15 protein-coding genes are annotated in these 16,265 nt (G+C 36.6%); 4 read left to right on the plus strand and 11 right to left on the minus strand.

The features are described 5' to 3' along the window. Positions 1-143 precede the first annotated feature (143 nt). Complete coding sequence (tatA, locus tag ACQKL5_RS11220) at positions 144-350, plus strand: twin-arginine translocase TatA/TatE family subunit (RefSeq protein ID WP_427608767.1); 207 nt, start codon at positions 144-146, stop codon at positions 348-350. A 288-nt stretch (positions 351-638) separates the two neighbouring features. Here the strand turns inward: tatA and ACQKL5_RS11225 are convergent, their stop codons facing one another. Together ACQKL5_RS11225 and ACQKL5_RS11230 are read right to left on the minus strand one after the other, a co-directional pair. Then, positions 639-1,934, minus strand: a complete 1,296-nt coding sequence (locus ACQKL5_RS11225) for a protoglobin domain-containing protein (RefSeq protein WP_427608769.1) — start codon at positions 1,932-1,934, stop codon at positions 639-641. A gap of 181 nt (positions 1,935-2,115) precedes the next feature. Further along, positions 2,116-3,516 (minus strand): amino acid permease, encoded by a 1,401-nt coding sequence (locus ACQKL5_RS11230; protein WP_427608771.1) that lies wholly within the window; start codon positions 3,514-3,516, stop codon positions 2,116-2,118. A 490-nt stretch (positions 3,517-4,006) separates the two neighbouring features. Here ACQKL5_RS11230 and ACQKL5_RS11235 point away from each other — a divergent pair, with 490 nt between their 5' ends. Next, a complete protein-coding gene (locus tag ACQKL5_RS11235) occupies positions 4,007-5,080 on the plus strand; it encodes a DUF3900 domain-containing protein (protein ID WP_427608772.1) in 1,074 nt (357 codons plus the stop codon). A 178-nt stretch (positions 5,081-5,258) separates the two neighbouring features. Here the strand turns inward: ACQKL5_RS11235 and ACQKL5_RS11240 are convergent, their stop codons facing one another. Continuing rightward, entirely contained in the window at positions 5,259-6,725 is a 1,467-nt protein-coding gene (locus ACQKL5_RS11240; RefSeq protein WP_427608774.1) for a GIY-YIG nuclease family protein, read from the minus strand. Positions 6,726-7,097: 372 nt separating this feature from the next. Between ACQKL5_RS11240 and ACQKL5_RS11245 the strand changes: the two genes are divergently transcribed. After that, a complete protein-coding gene (locus ACQKL5_RS11245; RefSeq protein ID WP_427608776.1) occupies positions 7,098-7,340 on the plus strand; it encodes a hypothetical protein in 243 nt (80 codons plus the stop codon). Positions 7,341-7,796: 456 nt separating this feature from the next. On the opposite strand, the gene ACQKL5_RS11250 is transcribed toward ACQKL5_RS11245, so the two are convergent. Both ACQKL5_RS11250 and ACQKL5_RS11255 read right to left on the minus strand, forming a co-directional pair. After that, positions 7,797-8,045, minus strand: coding sequence for a hypothetical protein (locus ACQKL5_RS11250; protein ID WP_427608778.1), 249 nt, complete (start codon positions 8,043-8,045; stop codon positions 7,797-7,799). A gap of 129 nt (positions 8,046-8,174) precedes the next feature. After that, complete coding sequence (locus tag ACQKL5_RS11255) at positions 8,175-8,561, minus strand: DUF5412 family protein (protein ID WP_427608779.1); 387 nt, start codon at positions 8,559-8,561, stop codon at positions 8,175-8,177. Positions 8,562-8,832: 271 nt separating this feature from the next. Here ACQKL5_RS11255 and ACQKL5_RS11260 point away from each other — a divergent pair, with 271 nt between their 5' ends. After that, entirely contained in the window at positions 8,833-9,246 is a 414-nt protein-coding gene (locus ACQKL5_RS11260) for a hypothetical protein (protein ID WP_427608781.1), read from the plus strand. Between the two features lie 654 nt (positions 9,247-9,900). On the opposite strand, the gene ACQKL5_RS11265 is transcribed toward ACQKL5_RS11260, so the two are convergent. The 6 genes from ACQKL5_RS11265 to ltrA all read right to left on the minus strand — a co-directional run bounded on the left by ACQKL5_RS11265 (position 9,901) and on the right by ltrA (position 16,247). Further along, positions 9,901-10,746, minus strand: coding sequence for a methyl-accepting chemotaxis protein (locus tag ACQKL5_RS11265; RefSeq protein WP_427608782.1), 846 nt, complete (start codon positions 10,744-10,746; stop codon positions 9,901-9,903). Between the two features lie 277 nt (positions 10,747-11,023). Continuing rightward, a complete protein-coding gene (gene nadE / locus ACQKL5_RS11270; RefSeq protein ID WP_427608784.1) occupies positions 11,024-11,854 on the minus strand; it encodes an ammonia-dependent NAD(+) synthetase in 831 nt (276 codons plus the stop codon). A 29-nt stretch (positions 11,855-11,883) separates the two neighbouring features. Next, entirely contained in the window at positions 11,884-13,353 is a 1,470-nt protein-coding gene (locus tag ACQKL5_RS11275) for a nicotinate phosphoribosyltransferase (RefSeq protein WP_427608785.1), read from the minus strand. A gap of 55 nt (positions 13,354-13,408) precedes the next feature. Then, positions 13,409-13,960 (minus strand): cysteine hydrolase family protein, encoded by a 552-nt coding sequence (locus ACQKL5_RS11280; RefSeq protein WP_427608786.1) that lies wholly within the window; start codon positions 13,958-13,960, stop codon positions 13,409-13,411. A 13-nt stretch (positions 13,961-13,973) separates the two neighbouring features. Then, positions 13,974-14,738 carry an NUDIX domain-containing protein gene (locus ACQKL5_RS11285; protein ID WP_427608788.1) on the minus strand — a complete coding sequence of 255 codons (765 nt, stop codon included), beginning with the start codon at positions 14,736-14,738 and terminating at the stop codon, positions 13,974-13,976. A 252-nt stretch (positions 14,739-14,990) separates the two neighbouring features. Then, positions 14,991-16,247, minus strand: coding sequence for a group II intron reverse transcriptase/maturase (ltrA, locus tag ACQKL5_RS11290; protein WP_427608804.1), 1,257 nt, complete (start codon positions 16,245-16,247; stop codon positions 14,991-14,993). Positions 16,248-16,265: the final 18 nt, after the last annotated feature.

Here is a 16,265-nt window from a genome sequence, read left to right on the forward strand (position 1 = left end):
ATGTAAGTAGGTAGAGAATAAAACGGAAGCAACATGCTCAGATTATAATAGAACGAGTCTTACAATTAATAGTAATTAACCTTTGCATTTGACAGTGTGAAGTCTATAATATTAGATATCAGATTATTAGGAGTGACTTATCTATGTTTTCAAATATTGGAATTCCTGGTTTTATTATCATCCTCATTTTAGCTTTAATGATCTTTGGTCCAAGTAAACTTCCTCAAATTGGCCGTGCTGTCGGTACCTCGCTTCGTGAGTTTAAAGACGCCACAAAAGGAATTACAGATGAGATACAAGCTGATTTCAAAGAAGATGTACAAGCTGCAAAGAAAGACTCCCTAAAATAAAAAAATGCATAGAAAAAGACGCCTGCACGCAGCAGGCGTCTTTGATGCGTTTGTGGCGTAAAACCGTCAGGCCACATCCCGACGTTTAGCTAAAAGCATGTTCTACGGCTTACACAAATTAGCTCATCGCTTTATTAATATATCATTATTTTATTCTTTTCTCAAGTCAAAATTTCAAAAAAAATTAATATAGACATTCTACACGGGATTTAGGATACTCGACGTCCCACCAAAATACTTTTCTGAAAAAATGATTTAGGAAGATTACATAGATTTTGTTATTCCCCTCTATAAACTCATTGTCATCGTCATTAATTCGTCGGATGATAAAGCCACTTGATCGAAAGCTTTACTAATCTCATCAAATATTTCGTTAAGTTCGGTCATTTCTTTGGCTACTTTCATGTTTTGCTGTTTGATAGAAAGCATGGCCTCCGCAATATCAGTAAAGAATATACCAGTTTCCTTTCCTTGTTGGGTACCTTTAATGATTTCTTCACTCACAACGGAAATAGATGTATTCATTACATTGGTGAAGTGCCCTATTCCATTGACCAGTTTTGCGACTTCTGTTACCGACTTTTTCGTATTTTCCGATAGCTTTCTAACCTCACCGGCCACAACGGCAAAGCCTTTGCCGTTTTCACCCGCTCTAGCCGCTTCAATGGCTGCATTCAAGGCTAAAAGATTTGTCTGTTCTGCGATTGAAGTTATAATCGATACAATCCTTTCGATTTCTTTCGAAGTATTGGTTAGCTGTTCCATATCCTTGGAGAGAATAACCATTTCTTCTTGCGTTTTCATTAATCTTTGCTCAAGACCCTTTATAAGTTCAACCCCTTCTTTGGATTGTTCTTCTGTTCGGATGGCAGTATCTGATCCCTTTTGCGTAACAATTTGGATATCAACAACCTTGCCCACCATCAATTGGGTCGAGGAACATGTTTGTTGACTGATTGCTGACAGTTCTTCTGCATTACGATTGACTTGTTGTTTAATCATTTCTTTATCATCTTGAACTTTCCGTCGAATTCGTTCATTTTCGAGATCGTATGCTTCTAATACGATTTGCTGTTCCAAATTCAATATTTTAGTGACTGCTAGAATCGTCGCCTGATATAGTTCTATCTCTTTGATATTAGTCATGACATTTAGAATGATTGATTGAAGTAAATCCTGAAATGCACTTAAATACCATTTTGGCTGCAAGCCGATTCTTACATGTACATGCGCAATGATATTTCGTTGTTTAATATATTCATCGTCAATAGAACCACTAAACATTTCAAACATATGATTATGTAACGTCGTTTTTAAGCGATCTACTGAACTGTGTTCATTGATAATCATCATTAACGAAGGCTCTTTTTCTAAGTTTTTATAAAAATTGTCTACAATCTTGATAATATGTTCTTTCACATAAACCTGTAATGAACGGATTATACAAAGATCCTTTTTTGTTAAATGAATCATCTCAATTTGAGTTAACACACTCGGATATTTTTTGATTAATATGCCGACTTGATCCATATTTTTCATATAGTCATTATCTTTGGTAAGGTTATTTTTCCATATTTTTCTCATTAAGAATTGCCCCCGTGATCAACTTTCAATCTATTATATTTATCTATACTATATGTTAATATTAATCTATTTTGATTAAAATTACCTTGTATTTAAACAGTATTTACCAAGACTTTTGAACTATTTATAATTTTTTTAAAAAAATAAACACCCCGGAGAGTGTTTTTGAAGAATTTTACTATTATTTTTGATGCAGATTGGAATGTTTTCGTGAATAAGTGAAATAAACGATAACTCCGATAGCCATCCAAATTAAGAAACGAATCCAAGTATGGCTCCCTAGTTGGAACATCAGGAATACACAGAAGACAATGGCCAAACCTGGAACAATAGGTACCATCGGACAATAAAAAGCACGTTTCATATCCGGATTAGTTTTTCGTAACACGATTACCGCAATAGAAATCATTGTAAAAGCGGTTAATGTACCTATATTGACCAATTCGGCTAAATCACCTAATGGAACGAATGCACCCAGTAATGCAGCAATGAAACCAAACATCCAAGTAACAGCATATGGTGTTTTATATTTCTTGTGCAGTTTTGATAAAGACTTTGGCATTAGCCCATCTCGAGACATCGCAAACATGATACGAGATTGACCGAATAACATAACCAAGATGACCGTCGTCATTCCAATGAAGGCTCCAACGTCGATGATTCCTGCAATCCAATTTTGTCCTGCAACTTGTAAAACCAAAGAAACGGGGTGATCTAAAGCAGTTCCGAATTGAATATACGGTACCACACCAGTCATGATTAAACTCACGACCATATACAACACGACACAGATAATCAATGAACCAATGATTCCACGTGGTAGGTTTCTTCCTGGATTTTTCGTTTCTTCCGCGGCCGAAGCTACCGCGTCGAAACCTATAAAAGCAAAGAACATCAGGGCTGCAGTAGAAAACACACCGCTTATACCAAAAGGCATAAATGGCTGCCAGTTCTCTGGCTTAATATAGAAGACAGCTGCAATAATGAACAACACTACAACAGCTATTTTTATGATAACCATGATGTTATTCACTCGTTTAGTTTCCTTCATACCCCGGGAAATCAACAACGTGATTGCCATGACAATTAAAAATGCCGGTAGATTTATAAATGTTGTAACGCCATCAACAGAACCAGGGGCTGCAGTAAGTACTGTCGGCAAGTTAATCCCAATTCCATTTAAGAACGATTGAAAATATCCGGACCAACCGGCGGATACCGCACTAACTGCCAAAAGGTATTCAAGAATTAAGTCCCAGCCAATAATCCAAGCGGCAAATTCTCCAAGTGTGGCGTATGCATATGTGTAAGTTGAACCGGAAACCGGGACAGTGGATGCAAACTCAGCATATGAAAGTGCAGCGAATAAACAGGCTAGGCCTGCAATGACAAATGAAAGTGAAAGTGCAGGACCGGCATGGACTGCGCCAGTGCCGGTCAGTACAAAAATACCCGTCCCAATAATGGCACCTATACCCAGCATCGTTAAGTCCCAGGCACCTAGCTCCCTCTTCAAACCATGATTATTAGAACCTGCATTTAGTAATAAGTCCTCGATAGACTTCTTTCTAAAAATACTCATCTTCTCTCCTCCATAAATTTTTAAAAAAATATTCAGAAAACAAAAAATAACATTATTTAATATGGAGAATTTTCGACAAATCTCTACAATTCCTGAATTATCTGACTTTCAAATTATACGCACTAACCTCTTACCCGTCAATAAATTTATTATAGTAGAAATATATTTCTTAAATAATACAAATACAACTTTTTAATTTTTTGATAAACCTCCTTATTATTTTCTGTCTATTGCTCAATTCTATAACGAGATTGCTACATATTAAGTAATCCCTGATAGTAGTCATATTATTTCAGGGAAATGTATTTCTTAATGCTATTATTAGTATTTTGTATTTCTTTTCTCTCCAGTGAAGTGGTTTTAAGTATGCAGGCCGCAACTCTTTCCTACAAAAACATATATAAAGAGATTGACGGATGAGATGGACATATCTATACTTATTAAGTCTAAAATTAGCAGGAAAAATGCTCAATGGGAGAAGGTGACTTTCTTGGATTTTGCGATAACTTATCTGTCTTTTTATTTAATACAAGTCGAGGGAAAAGGCGATCAGGCGGATAAACGTTTTAAACACTTTCAAACACTCGATACCGAGGAATATGAAGAAAGTCCTTTAAAGGATTTTCTAGATGGTGAATTGATGAAAATCTCCAAACGAAAAGTGGACCGTCACCCTAAAACCGAACAAATACCGACGAAAATCGGTTCTTTTATAGTAGAAGAAGGTCATGCACTCGACTCAAATCCGAATTACAATGCATTTAATCGAGTCCGGTATGCAAAGTCAAAAGAAGAATTTCAAAAAGAAAATGAACTTTTTGCCCAATCTTATATCGATACAAGCGCCGTTCGAGGTGGAGTTTTCCTTATCGCTTCAGCGAAATTGACCCAATATCTTGATGAACCTTTCATCTTTCTATTAAAATGTGATTTTGAGCCAAAAGTTGCTTCCATATCTGATGAACGAACATTAATTCGTCACGTTGAAATGGCCATCACCACCAAAAATATGAAATCCATCCAGTACCCATTCATGCCCGAAGAAGGAATTGTCGAAGAAGGTGAACTAAAAATCCACCAGGCTTCACATGCCCGCTACTTCGAGGATTTCCTTAAGTTTGTTGAATATGGAGAATCCATGCCAGAAATCATGAAAAGCCAGGTCATCCACATGGTCCATGAACATGTATCTGCACAATTCGAAGAAAATAGTGACGAACTGCAGAAATTCGAACAAGATCTGGAAATCTGGGAATCTAGTGAAAAACGGGAAATCCAGGAACGTTTAGAAACCCACCAGGTCGTCGAAGCAACTGCCCAAATCGTCGAACATACCCCAGAAGCCGAATTGCGCATGAAGCTTGGCAGTACCTCCGTTAAAGGACTACTAGCCGATTTCGGGGACAGCATTCATTTAGGCAAAATTAATGGGAAGTATGTATTAATGATAGAAGCCGACACGATTCAGTTCGATAAAGGCGTCTCCCCGATTGAATTTCATAAGCCGGATGATTTGTTGGAGATTGTGGAGCGGATTAGCAAGAAGAGTGTTGGGGAGTATTGAGTGGGTTTCGTATGGAGGCCGACAACGTAGCCAAGGGTATAATTCTGAAGTAACTGGCTTGCGTAGCTTCTTTCAATGACTAATTATTAATAGAAAAACAAGTGGACAAGAAAACAATTTTTTCTTGTCCACTTGTTTTATTTTATGACTTATAAGACCAATCATTAGTGGTTTTTTCTTAGCTATAAGCTAGCATTTCTTTTTTCATACTTTGGCTTTGGCGATATTCGCTGGCTTTCATGGTTTTGACAAACTCAAGTGTTGGATCTATCTCTTGAATCAACTCTTCTAGTTCATTTATGGTTGAATAGAAAAACTCTTTTCTTAGATTGATTTTATTCACTCTCTTCTCTTCTAACATCTTGTGTAAACTGTTCTCCAGACCTATTGCATCATTACTGAACACCATGGCATGGACATCAAATTTGAAAGGAACAGAAGCATCTCCTAATTCGTCTACCCTGTCTTGAGGATTGAAACGCCTTGTCATACCTACTTTGAACATCATATCTCCAAATGATCCCATGTTAGATATTACATATACATAACCTGCTTTACCATTTGCCCGTTTAACAATTTCTTCTTTTTGCTCCTCTATTTTATCAACTTGGCCTTTTAATTCGGCGATTTTAGCTTCTAATTGTGCAATTTTCCCGGCGTCTAATTCATATTTAAGTAATTCTTCACTGTTGCTAATTTCTTGGAGATATTTACCTTCCTCCGCTTCAATTTTTTTACGCTCGGCCTCTAGAAGTTTTCTTTCTCCCGCTTCCTGTTTCATTTGTTCCTTGATTATGCGTTGTTCCTCTTTTTCCTTTTCTTTTTGAATGTAATATCTATATTCAATTTCTATTGCTTTTTTAAACAAAGGCTTCAATTCCGATAAAAATTTCGTAATAGTTGGTAAAATACTGGCATTCCCTTGTCCAGCAATAACCAGATAAGAATCAATCAGTTTTCTACCATTTCCTAATGCTATATCAAGATTCACGTAAGAAAGAGTATATAGAATGTTCTGAAGTTCCGCTCTTAGACCAATTACCATAAGACTGTAGATGGTCTTGTTAGCCTTTGTCGTATATTTTGAAGCAGAGGACTCTAATAACTTAGTAATCTCTTTATCATTTGCTCGCATGTCTCTCCGTAGTAGCTTAGAATCTTTATGATGGAAATCCAGTTCAACAATGGTTTTTAAAAATCCATCCTGTATGGATATGCTTAAGTTTTCAATTTCTTCTTCAATATTTTTGTAATCAACAGCATAGGGGAATTTCTCAATCAGTGAATTAATTCCCATAATTTCATTTGATAATTTTTTTATCTTCTTGACAGTCTTGTCATATTCTTTAATGATTTTGGTATTATCTTTTTCCAATATTTCTTTTTTGTTAATTAATTCAGAAATATGATGTATCGCTTCTTCATGTGCACCTTCAATAATCTTAGCAATGGTTTCTTCTTTTTTTCCAATGAGACTTTCTTTCTCTAAAATGATATTTTCTCTTTCTTTAATGATGATATCTTTTTCTGTAATTATTTTTTTCTTATGCGATAAATTAACTTCCATTCTTTCTAATTCTTCTTTTTTAGTTTCTAACATTTTTTCGGCATTCAGCAGTCTCTTAAAATTTTCCCAAATTCTCATAAATACTCCTCCAGTAAACAGTACATTCTAGTTGATTGCAAAAAAATAAAGGGAGATGCTCTCCCTTTATTTTCATTTTTTATATTGTTATTATCAAGCAGAGAATATGAATTCTAACTGTGAACTATTTTATCATATCTTTTTACCTACATACAGTATAGGGATAAAATACCATTAACACATTGAATTATCAATTATTATCCCTGAAATAAAAATTGTATTTTCCTAGCATAATATAAAGTCTCTTACTTTTCACTTTAACTTCTATAAAATGATATAAATTTTGCAAAAATATTTTAAGTAACGATTTCATTTGCCATCCAAGCATTACCTACATATAATTGAAGTAATACAGTGTAAGGAGGAATATAAATGAGTGAAAGAGATCCAATAAATGTAACGCTAGCTTCTCATTTAAGCATGCGACTCACTCGTTTAGCGGAAGAAAGGAATATCCAGTTAGAAAGTTTGTTGGATAAGTCTGTGGAATTATTACTTGAATATATGGAAGATCATGAGGTTCTTAATGATCATGTTAAGTTAAATAATGTAGAAGCCATCAATAAAAACAGAGAAATTATCCTTCAAAGCAGACAATTATTAAATAAAAAATAAGTTACTCATACAAAAAGCACAAACCATCATTGGGTATGTGTTTTTTTCTTCTCTCAAACATTCAGTCCATTTCCTATGTACAAGCCGTTAGAAATACTTCCATAACAAGTAAAAAGGCAGCTCCGAGAACTGCCCTAAAAACAATATCATTCACATGATATAAATGATATTAATAACATCTTTTTTTGCTTTTTTTACAAGAGCAAGGTCTTTCTGGAACCCATACTGTATAAGGATCATTTTCCTCATAGCATTTTTTGACGCAACAGCAGCATTTTGAACTCATAACTATCCCCTCCTTACTATATTATTATATGCATGTACTTATAGAAGGTGTGGACAGGTTGCAAAATTGATCTTTGTCAGTTGTAAGCTTAATTGGCAATATACTTTTAAAAAGCATGATTTTAACACATCGCATGCGCTAGGCGTGACCTAATATTAAGGGACCCCATATCAGTCAAATTCACCTTTCATATATCGGTTAATCAAATTTTCTCGAACAAATACTCGACTGGCAGGAGTTAGATGGGATCTTTCCGGATGAATTAAATCTCCAAATGGGTTATCTTGAACAAACTTAACTTCCCCTTCAAACTCTAGATTTGCCTCAGCGTCATAGCCTACCACTTTTACAAAACAAGTATTGTGTCCCGTTTTTATAAAATCGATTACATTTAAAACATGTTGATTTTCATGATGCATTCTTTTCACCACCCCAAACTTTTTTATTATTTTAGCTTTGTTAATCAATAGTGTTGATTATAAATTGTAAATATCAAGGACTGGTTTATTATTGAATTAAATCAACTATTTATCTTTGAATATAGGTTTTTACTTTTTTACATACAATACCTTAATCCCATTCACGTTTTTATCCATTTCGTATATTTCGGAAGATTTATTGTAATTAACTACTAATTGTTTTTCATCGAGCCATTCAATGTTAAAGTCTTTATCTGTCCTAAATGTATTTCCTGATTTATTTTGGATTTTATCATTATTATTTAAGATTGATAACTGAGGTGAAAATCCCGTTGTTGCACCACAATCTCTTTTGAAAACATAAGCCATTTTTTCACCACTTGGAGAAGGTATCTTTTGTACAGTTTCATTACTACACATATCTCCAAATAATGTATCCAATACATATTTACCTACTAGAAATATAAAAAGCAACACTATTATAGTTATAAAAATAGGTTTTACCTTATTTGCCATTAAATTCACCCTTACTAAAAATTTATGATTGGAATTCTAATAATCTGAGCTTATGATAGGTGTTATCTGTTGAGAACAGACAACTTAAAATAACTAATCTAGGCTTATCTGCAAGTAATATTACCCACTTTCAGTCTATTTAGGCAATAGAAAACCTAGGATTGGTTTAACCTTCTTTAAACGTATTTAAATGCCCTTTATTAATGGAAAGGTATATTTCTTCTCTATGAAAATGCAACCTGCTATAATTTAGGAATCGGAGGTGTACTGTTTGAAGGAAATTATCCTGATCTTAACCGAGATCATCAATAACATTCACGATTTCATCCTGATGTATGTAGGTGATACCCTTAATTTGAATGCAACCGATAAGGATTTGCACTTTTGGATTATGGGCATTATCGGAATTATCATATTTATCTTCGTGCTATTTTTGTCTACTATCATTTCACGGTTACGCTATGGAATTACCATACTGTCTTTCCTATATACGTTTACTGTCATGGTGGTTCTAGTATTTGCGATTGAAATTCAACAAGCTTTAACCAGTAGAGGGAACATGGAATTTCAGGACGCCGCCATAGGTCTATGGGGTTTCATCGTCTTTTTCTTAGTTTTTGTCGTACTATCCTTAATGTACTTATTTATAAAAAAAATAATAAAGCAAACAAGAAAAGATAAATAACAAAATTAAAGAAACTGCACTTCCATACGATGTATCTAATAGTTGGTGGTGCAGTTCATAAATAGCTTTAATAATTAATCTATTATATCTTTTTTATCCTTAATCCCCATTCAATTTCCTGTTTTCATCTACACTGCCAGAAAAACCTCATCCCAATTCTATTTCTCTTTATACCTTATCTAAAAACTACGTTATATAGTTATTCTACTATATAACATTCAGCCTCCTCTCTATTTTATCAACGTGTAAATAATTACTAACCACCAGAACAACGAGATTAGTAAATATTTTGCGATATTATTCAAAATCTTGAAATGTAATCTCATCATATACATACCCCTCAAGTATTTTTTATTATCTATCTCTTACTTGGTATGTAAAATGCTAGCAAATAGTTTGTACAAACAATATAATTGTATGTTTGTGGTTATGGTTGTTACATCTCATTTTTAGATATTCCTATTTCAAATCCTCGGACTACTAAATTCTGAACTACTTTATTTACGAAAACTCAACAGCTTCTGGCTTTCAAATGAGAACTAGTAGTTTTACCATCACCAACGTTTTAAACGAAAGTAAAGGGCATGAACCCGGTTGAATACCGTGTTCATGCCCTCAAGGTAGCTACCTATCCATGCAGCATTTTTAAATTAATCATTTTCCTTTTACCATACTTTCAGCCATTTCAGCCAAGTGGCTTGCATGAGAACTAATGTCCATCATGGTAGCTGAAATCTCTTCGGTTACTGCTGACTGATTTTCTGTTTCCGAATTTATGGACGTTATGGAGGTGCTTAGTGTTTTTATTAGATTTTCAATATTATTGACAGATTTCTTAATTACCTCTGTATGGCTTCTGGAATTCCCAGCCAATTTCCTTATCTCATTTGCAACGACAGAAAATCCTCGCCCAAATTCTCCCGCCCTGGCAGCTTCAATAGAGGCATTTAAACCAAGAATATTGGTGAGGTCAGAGACTTCCCTTACCATCTTAGACACTTTCTCAATTTCACTGACACTTTGCAAAACGGAATTCGATTGATTGTGAATGTGCTGCATGCTCTCGGATAACACTATAGTCGTGGCTGCGAGCTCTTCGATTGTCGCTGTTACTTGTTCTACTGCTTTTGATAATTTAGAAGCAATTCCGAATAATGCATGGTATTGCTCCATACTCGCACCAAGGCCAACCCCACCTATTACCTGCCGTTTCTCATCAAAAAGAGGGATGGCACTTGCAATGATTGGGACACCGAAAACCCCCTCCGGTACGAACACCCTTACAGTTCTTCCAGTTCTAATCGCTTCCGTTATAGCATCGTTTTCTTGAAGTGGAAAGCCAGGCTCGATGCCAAGGGAAAATGTCTTGCCCGGTACACTTAATAAGAACTTTTCTGTATCGCATATACCAATTGTAATATCTTCGGGTATTAGCTCGTTAAGAAGTGGAGCGATGGATGCAAAAGCTTCCACCTTCGGATGTATCGAAGTAAGACTCATTTTCTAGTTGCAACACCTTTCAATTTTAAGTTGAGTCTACAAAGAAAGTCACTGAATTATTTATAAATGTTTACTCTGTATAAAAGAACCCTTGTACTTTATCGGCTAGAAATCTAAAGTATTGATAAATACACGAAAATAAAGGCACGCTAATCGGTTATACAAAATATAACGATTATGACAGTCAATAACATACTGAACAAAAAAATCGTACAACCCTATTAAAAGAGTTGTACGATTTTTTACTTTTTTGAATTATTGACTATTATGGCTCCTATCATTTCCACCAAGTATCATACACATTAATGGCTTCATTTCTCTTGTGTTCTGTTTTTGTATACCAACCTTCGATGATATCGGCCGCTTCTGTCCTAATCTCTTTGCCTTCAAGGTAGTCGTCAATTTCATCATAACTGACACCTAGAGCCACTTCATCAGGAATCAATGGTTTATCATCTTCTAAGTCTGCAGTTGGGATTTTCGTATACAGTCTTTCAGGTGCACCAACGTATTTTAGTATTTCTTTGCCCTGTCTTTTATTCAAACGGTAAAGTGGAATGATATCAGCAGCACCATCACCATGTTTGGTGAAGAATCCAGTGATTGCTTCTGCTGCATGGTCTGTTCCAAGAACCACACCTTTATATAGACCTGCTAGATCATATTGTACTTTCATTCTTTCACGGGCTTTCGCATTGCCTCTTAGGAAGTGAGTAAGTTTTTTTCCAGTCCCTTCCTCTACTGCACCTACAGATGCGTCTACAGCCGCCTTAATATTGACGGTTACAGACTTACTCGGCTTAATGAATTTCAAAGCTAGCTGCCTGTCTTCTTCATCCGCCTGGATACCATATGGCAAGCTGACAGCAATGAATTCATACTCTTTCGTATTCAGTTCTTGATTCAATTCATTGACAGCCACTTGGGCAATATAGCCAGCCAAGGTTGAGTCCTGACCCCCTGAAATTCCAAGAACGAAACTTTTCAAGAAAGTATTCTTCTTCATATAATTCTTTAAAAGTTCGACGCTTTTTCTAAATTCCGTTTCTGGATCAATCGTTGGTTGAACAAGTAATTTTTTTACGATTTCTTTTTGTAATGGACGCATTGGCATAGCCCTCTTTTCAAATAGATTCGTTATTTCGTGAGCTTTTTTTCCACATTGGCTTTGACTTCATCTATATTTCTCATTTTATTATCCCAACAATCCTGGCTTAGGTCCACAGGGTATTCTTCCGGATTTAGAGCCCTTAAGTATTCCGGCCACAATACTTGAATGTTTGATAACGTATAGGCCTTAATCTCATCAATGGAAGGCAATTCATACGTTAAGGTACCATTCACAAAAATATCTTCATGCAGGTCTACTGCATCGAAGTCCGTGACAAATTTACTTAGGAAGGTATGGACAGGATGGAACATTTTTAATTTTTCCTGTTCCTGTGGCTTTTCATATTCCATCGCTAAGTAATCTCCTTCTGCATGGTGGTTGACCTTATTGATGATCCGGTAGATTCTCTTTAAACCAGGTGTCGTCACCTTTTCAGGATTGGAAGAAATTTTGATGGTATCTCTCATATTCCCATTTTCGTCCTCTATTGAAACCATTTTATATACTGCACCCAATGCAGGCTGGTCAAAAGCGGTAATCAATTTGGTCCCTATGCCCCAAATATCAATTCGGGCACCCTGTTGTTTCAGGTTAATGATGGTGTATTCATCCAAATCATTCGAGGCCACAATTTTCGTGTCAGGAAAACCGGCTGCATCTAGCATGCGTCGTGCTTCTTTCGAAAGGTAAGCCAAATCGCCGCTATCAAGACGGACCCCAATAAAATTGATCTTGTCACCCAATTCCTTAGCGACGCGGATGGCATTCGGGATGCCTGAACGTAATGTATCATAGGTATCCACCAAAAATACACAGTCTTTATGAGAACTTGCGTATTTATGAAAGGCTGTGTATTCGTCCTTATAAGCCTGAATCATTGAATGTGCATGTGTTCCAGAGACCGGAATCCCGAACAGTTTTCCTGCACGGACGTTGCTCGTAGAATCGAACCCAGCAATATATGCAGCACGTGCACCCCAAATGGCTGCATCCATTTCCTGTGCCCGACGTGACCCGAATTCGAGCGCAGATTCATTACCAATAACCTGTTTAATTCGTGAAGCCTTCGTGGCAACGAGTGTGTGATAGTTCACAATATTAAGTAAAGCCGTCTCAATGAGTTGCGCCTCACCAAGTGGTGCCTCAACACGTAAAATTGGTTCGTTGGCAAATACAAGCTCGCCTTCTTTCATGCAACGAATCGTTCCTGTAAAACGAATGTTTTGCAAATAATTCAAAAACTCATCCTCGTAATGTAATTCATTTCGGAGATATTCGATATCGCTTTCTGAAAAGTTAAAGTTTTGCAGATAATGAACGATCTTTTCTAGACCTGCAAAAATTGCATAACCGCTATTGAAGGGCAGTTTCCTGAAAAAGATTTCAAATACCGCCTTCCTGTTATGGGCATTATCTTCCCAATATGTTTGAGCCATATTGATTTGATAAAGATCAGTGTGTAGTGCATAGCTATCGTCATTATATTTGCTTTTCATGATAGTTCCTCCCAAAAGAGAAGTGAAGCTCCCTTTTATTCTTTGGCGTAATTACTTATAGAATGGTAGCACCTAAGACCCCTTTGAAATGTGTAAGTGCCCAATCGTGACCCGTTTTATTAAATGACGCGATTGCATTTTCATAAATGAAAATATTATAACCTAAATTGTAAGCATCCATTGCGGTGTGAAGAATACAAATATCACTGCATACTCCCACTAGGTATACATCTTTGATATCCCTCTCTCTGAGCTTGATATGAAGTTCTGTACCCGCAAAGGCGGAATATCGTGTCTTATCCATATAATGTACATTCGGCAGATTTTTATTGGTTTCATACTCATCGTTAAGCTTTCCATATAAATCTCTACCCGCCGTACCCCGAATATTATGGGGTGGAAATAAGGTAGATTCTGGATGTAAGTGGTCTCCTTTATCATGAAGATCAATTGCAAAAACCGTATAATCACCCTGTTTGATGAAACCTTTAGTGATATCAACCAGTGCTTCTTCTATCTCCTGGCCAGGCTTTCCACATGTTAATGCACCATCATCAGCTACAAAGTCATTCGTATAATCGATATTAATCAACGCTTTTTTACTCATTTCGCATTCCTCCTCAATAATAAATCGAGTCCATGACTACCTCAGCATTAAATCGGTAAAGCTGTGAGGGACGAAATGAATTACGTTTCGTTTTCTTTTGTAATCCTTTTTCATCCAAAACCTTTTCCAAGAATGGGAGTTTTGGAGCTTTTGTAAAGAATAGTGAATCTGCGCTGATTTTTGCATCTTCCCGTACTGTCAAAAGGACACGCTGAAGCTCCGAAAGCGTAAATTCATCTGGCAAGAAATTTTTGGCGATGGTCGTTTGCATCATGTCTTTTTTCAATAGCTCGACCGCTTGATGAATGATTACATCATGATCAAAGGCAAGGTTTAGTTGTAGGACTTCCTGGATTGTGAACAATTCGACCTCTACCGCGTCGTCGTTAGCTTTCCTTTGGTGAAGGAATTCCTCCTGAACAATCGCATAAAAGGCATTGGAAATGATCCAGCCCCTTGGATCACGGCCCGGTTGATCATACGTGCCGAAATGCTTCACTTGAAGACCCGAGACTCCAGTTTCTTCTTTTAATTCCCTGTGGGCGGCTTCATAGGCCGTTTCATCTGCATTTACGAACCCACCAGGCAATGCCCATTTATCGCCCTCAACATTTGGGCTTCCTTCCCTATCCGTTGCCGCTCGTTTAATCAATAATAGCTTTAAGAACATCTCAGGTGGAGCTTTCTTCTCGGTTTTTATGGACGTAATCGTAAAGATCGCAATATCTGCTGTGTATCCATCTGGAGTGATATATTTCTTTTTTCCTTGCTGAACCATGGCAGCTCTCACTTTCTTTCATAAAATTAAATAATGGAGTAATTAGTAAATCCTTAATTACTAAGTATAGTACTCTTATCTGCAGTTTTTTGCAACACTTAACGTTTAATTATTTCCATTTTAAGGATGATTATTCATAAAGGATAGCATAGACATGAAGTATGTTTTAAAATCGAGTAGGAGGAGGCGCCTAGCCTCCGACCTCTCACACCACCGTACGTACCGTTCGGTATACGGCGGTTCAGTTTAAGTCTAACTTAGTTTTGTATATCGTTTATATAGACTTTCTAACCCTTGATTGTGCCAATAAGCATTATCGAGGGTTTTCTCTAGAATTGGACTATGGGCAATACGCCAATAGCCTTTTCTACTATTTCCCCATTCATATGCTTTTCTATAAGGTACACCAAGTCCTTTGAGTTTTCGTACCCTCGTCCTTGGTAGCTTCCACTGTTTCCAGAGGCACATTCTGAGCCTTCTTCGAATCCATGAATCTAATTTCCTCAATATGCTTGGAGTATCAATGAGAGAGAAATAGCCTATCCATCCTCTGAGGTATTGTTTTAACCTACCTATTTTGAGTTCCATGGGTATTGGCGAATTCCTCGAAGTCATTTCCCTGATTCGTTTCTTCACTCTCTTCATCGTTTGTTGAGCCAATCGAACCTTCAGGTTCTTCTTTGATCTTGTGTAACTAAAGCCGAGAAATGTTCGATTCCAAGGACGATCTACCTTCGATTTCTCATAATTAACCTTTAGTTTCAGTTTATTCTCAATGAAAGATGAGAGATTACTCATGGCTCGATTGGCGGCTTTTCTAGTCCTCACGAATATATTACAGTCATCCGCATATCTCACGAATCGAAGATTCCGCTTCTCCAGTTCCTTATCTAACTCATCCAACATGATATTAGATAGTAAAGGGCTTAATGGTCCTCCTTGCGGAGTTCCTTCTTTACTTCTATGGAATAGTCCACCAATCATAATCCCTGCTTGTAAGAATCCACGAATCAGTTTTAGCACTCGTTTATCCGCAACTTTCTGCTCTAGCTTTCCCATGTGTTTATCATGATTTACTTTATCGAAGAATTTCTCTAAGTCCATACCTACTACCCATGTATAACCTTCGGCTATATAAGATTTTGCTTTTCGAACTGCTTGGTGTCCCTGTTTGTTAGGACGAAACCCATAACTATTTTCTGAAAAGGTCGAATCATATAGCTTGGTCATTATTTGGGCAATAGCCTGTTGGATGAAACGGTCTAGGACGGTAGGGATACCCAATAACCGAACTCCGCCGTTTGGTTTCGGGGTTTCGATACGACGGACGGGTTGCGGTTGATAAGTACCCTGTAAAAGAGAAGATTTTATGCTATGCCACGCTGTTACGAGGTGCGGTCTCAGGTTTTGAACCGGCATTCCATCTATACCTTGGCTTCCCTTATTTCTCTCTACACGCTTCAATGCCTGTATTAAGTTTTCCCTCTCTAGTATCTGTTCCATTAACATCGATGATATCCTTTCTAC

The organism is Peribacillus sp. NPDC097675, assembly GCF_050277655.1.
Lineage (GTDB): Bacteria > Bacillota > Bacilli > Bacillales > DSM-1321 > Peribacillus.

Bases quoted from the DNA above. Each gene is read 5' to 3' on its own strand.
- tatA (WP_427608767.1), top strand. From the start codon at position 144: ATGTTTTCAAATATTGGAATTCCTGGTTTTATTATCATCCTCATTTTA.
- ACQKL5_RS11225 (WP_427608769.1), bottom strand. From the start codon at position 1,934: ATGAGAAAAATATGGAAAAATAACCTTACCAAAGATAATGACTATATG.
- ACQKL5_RS11230 (WP_427608771.1), bottom strand. From the start codon at position 3,516: ATGAGTATTTTTAGAAAGAAGTCTATCGAGGACTTATTACTAAATGCA.
- ACQKL5_RS11240 (WP_427608774.1), bottom strand. From the start codon at position 6,725: ATGAGAATTTGGGAAAATTTTAAGAGACTGCTGAATGCCGAAAAAATG.
- ACQKL5_RS11245 (WP_427608776.1), top strand. From the start codon at position 7,098: ATGAGTGAAAGAGATCCAATAAATGTAACGCTAGCTTCTCATTTAAGC.
- ACQKL5_RS11250 (WP_427608778.1), bottom strand. From the start codon at position 8,045: ATGCATCATGAAAATCAACATGTTTTAAATGTAATCGATTTTATAAAA.
- ACQKL5_RS11255 (WP_427608779.1), bottom strand. From the start codon at position 8,561: ATGGCAAATAAGGTAAAACCTATTTTTATAACTATAATAGTGTTGCTT.
- ACQKL5_RS11265 (WP_427608782.1), bottom strand. From the start codon at position 10,746: ATGAGTCTTACTTCGATACATCCGAAGGTGGAAGCTTTTGCATCCATC.
- nadE (WP_427608784.1), bottom strand. From the start codon at position 11,854: ATGCGTCCATTACAAAAAGAAATCGTAAAAAAATTACTTGTTCAACCA.
- ACQKL5_RS11275 (WP_427608785.1), bottom strand. From the start codon at position 13,353: ATGAAAAGCAAATATAATGACGATAGCTATGCACTACACACTGATCTT.
- ACQKL5_RS11280 (WP_427608786.1), bottom strand. From the start codon at position 13,960: ATGAGTAAAAAAGCGTTGATTAATATCGATTATACGAATGACTTTGTA.
- ACQKL5_RS11285 (WP_427608788.1), bottom strand. From the start codon at position 14,738: ATGGTTCAGCAAGGAAAAAAGAAATATATCACTCCAGATGGATACACA.
- ltrA (WP_427608804.1), bottom strand. From the start codon at position 16,247: ATGTTAATGGAACAGATACTAGAGAGGGAAAACTTAATACAGGCATTG.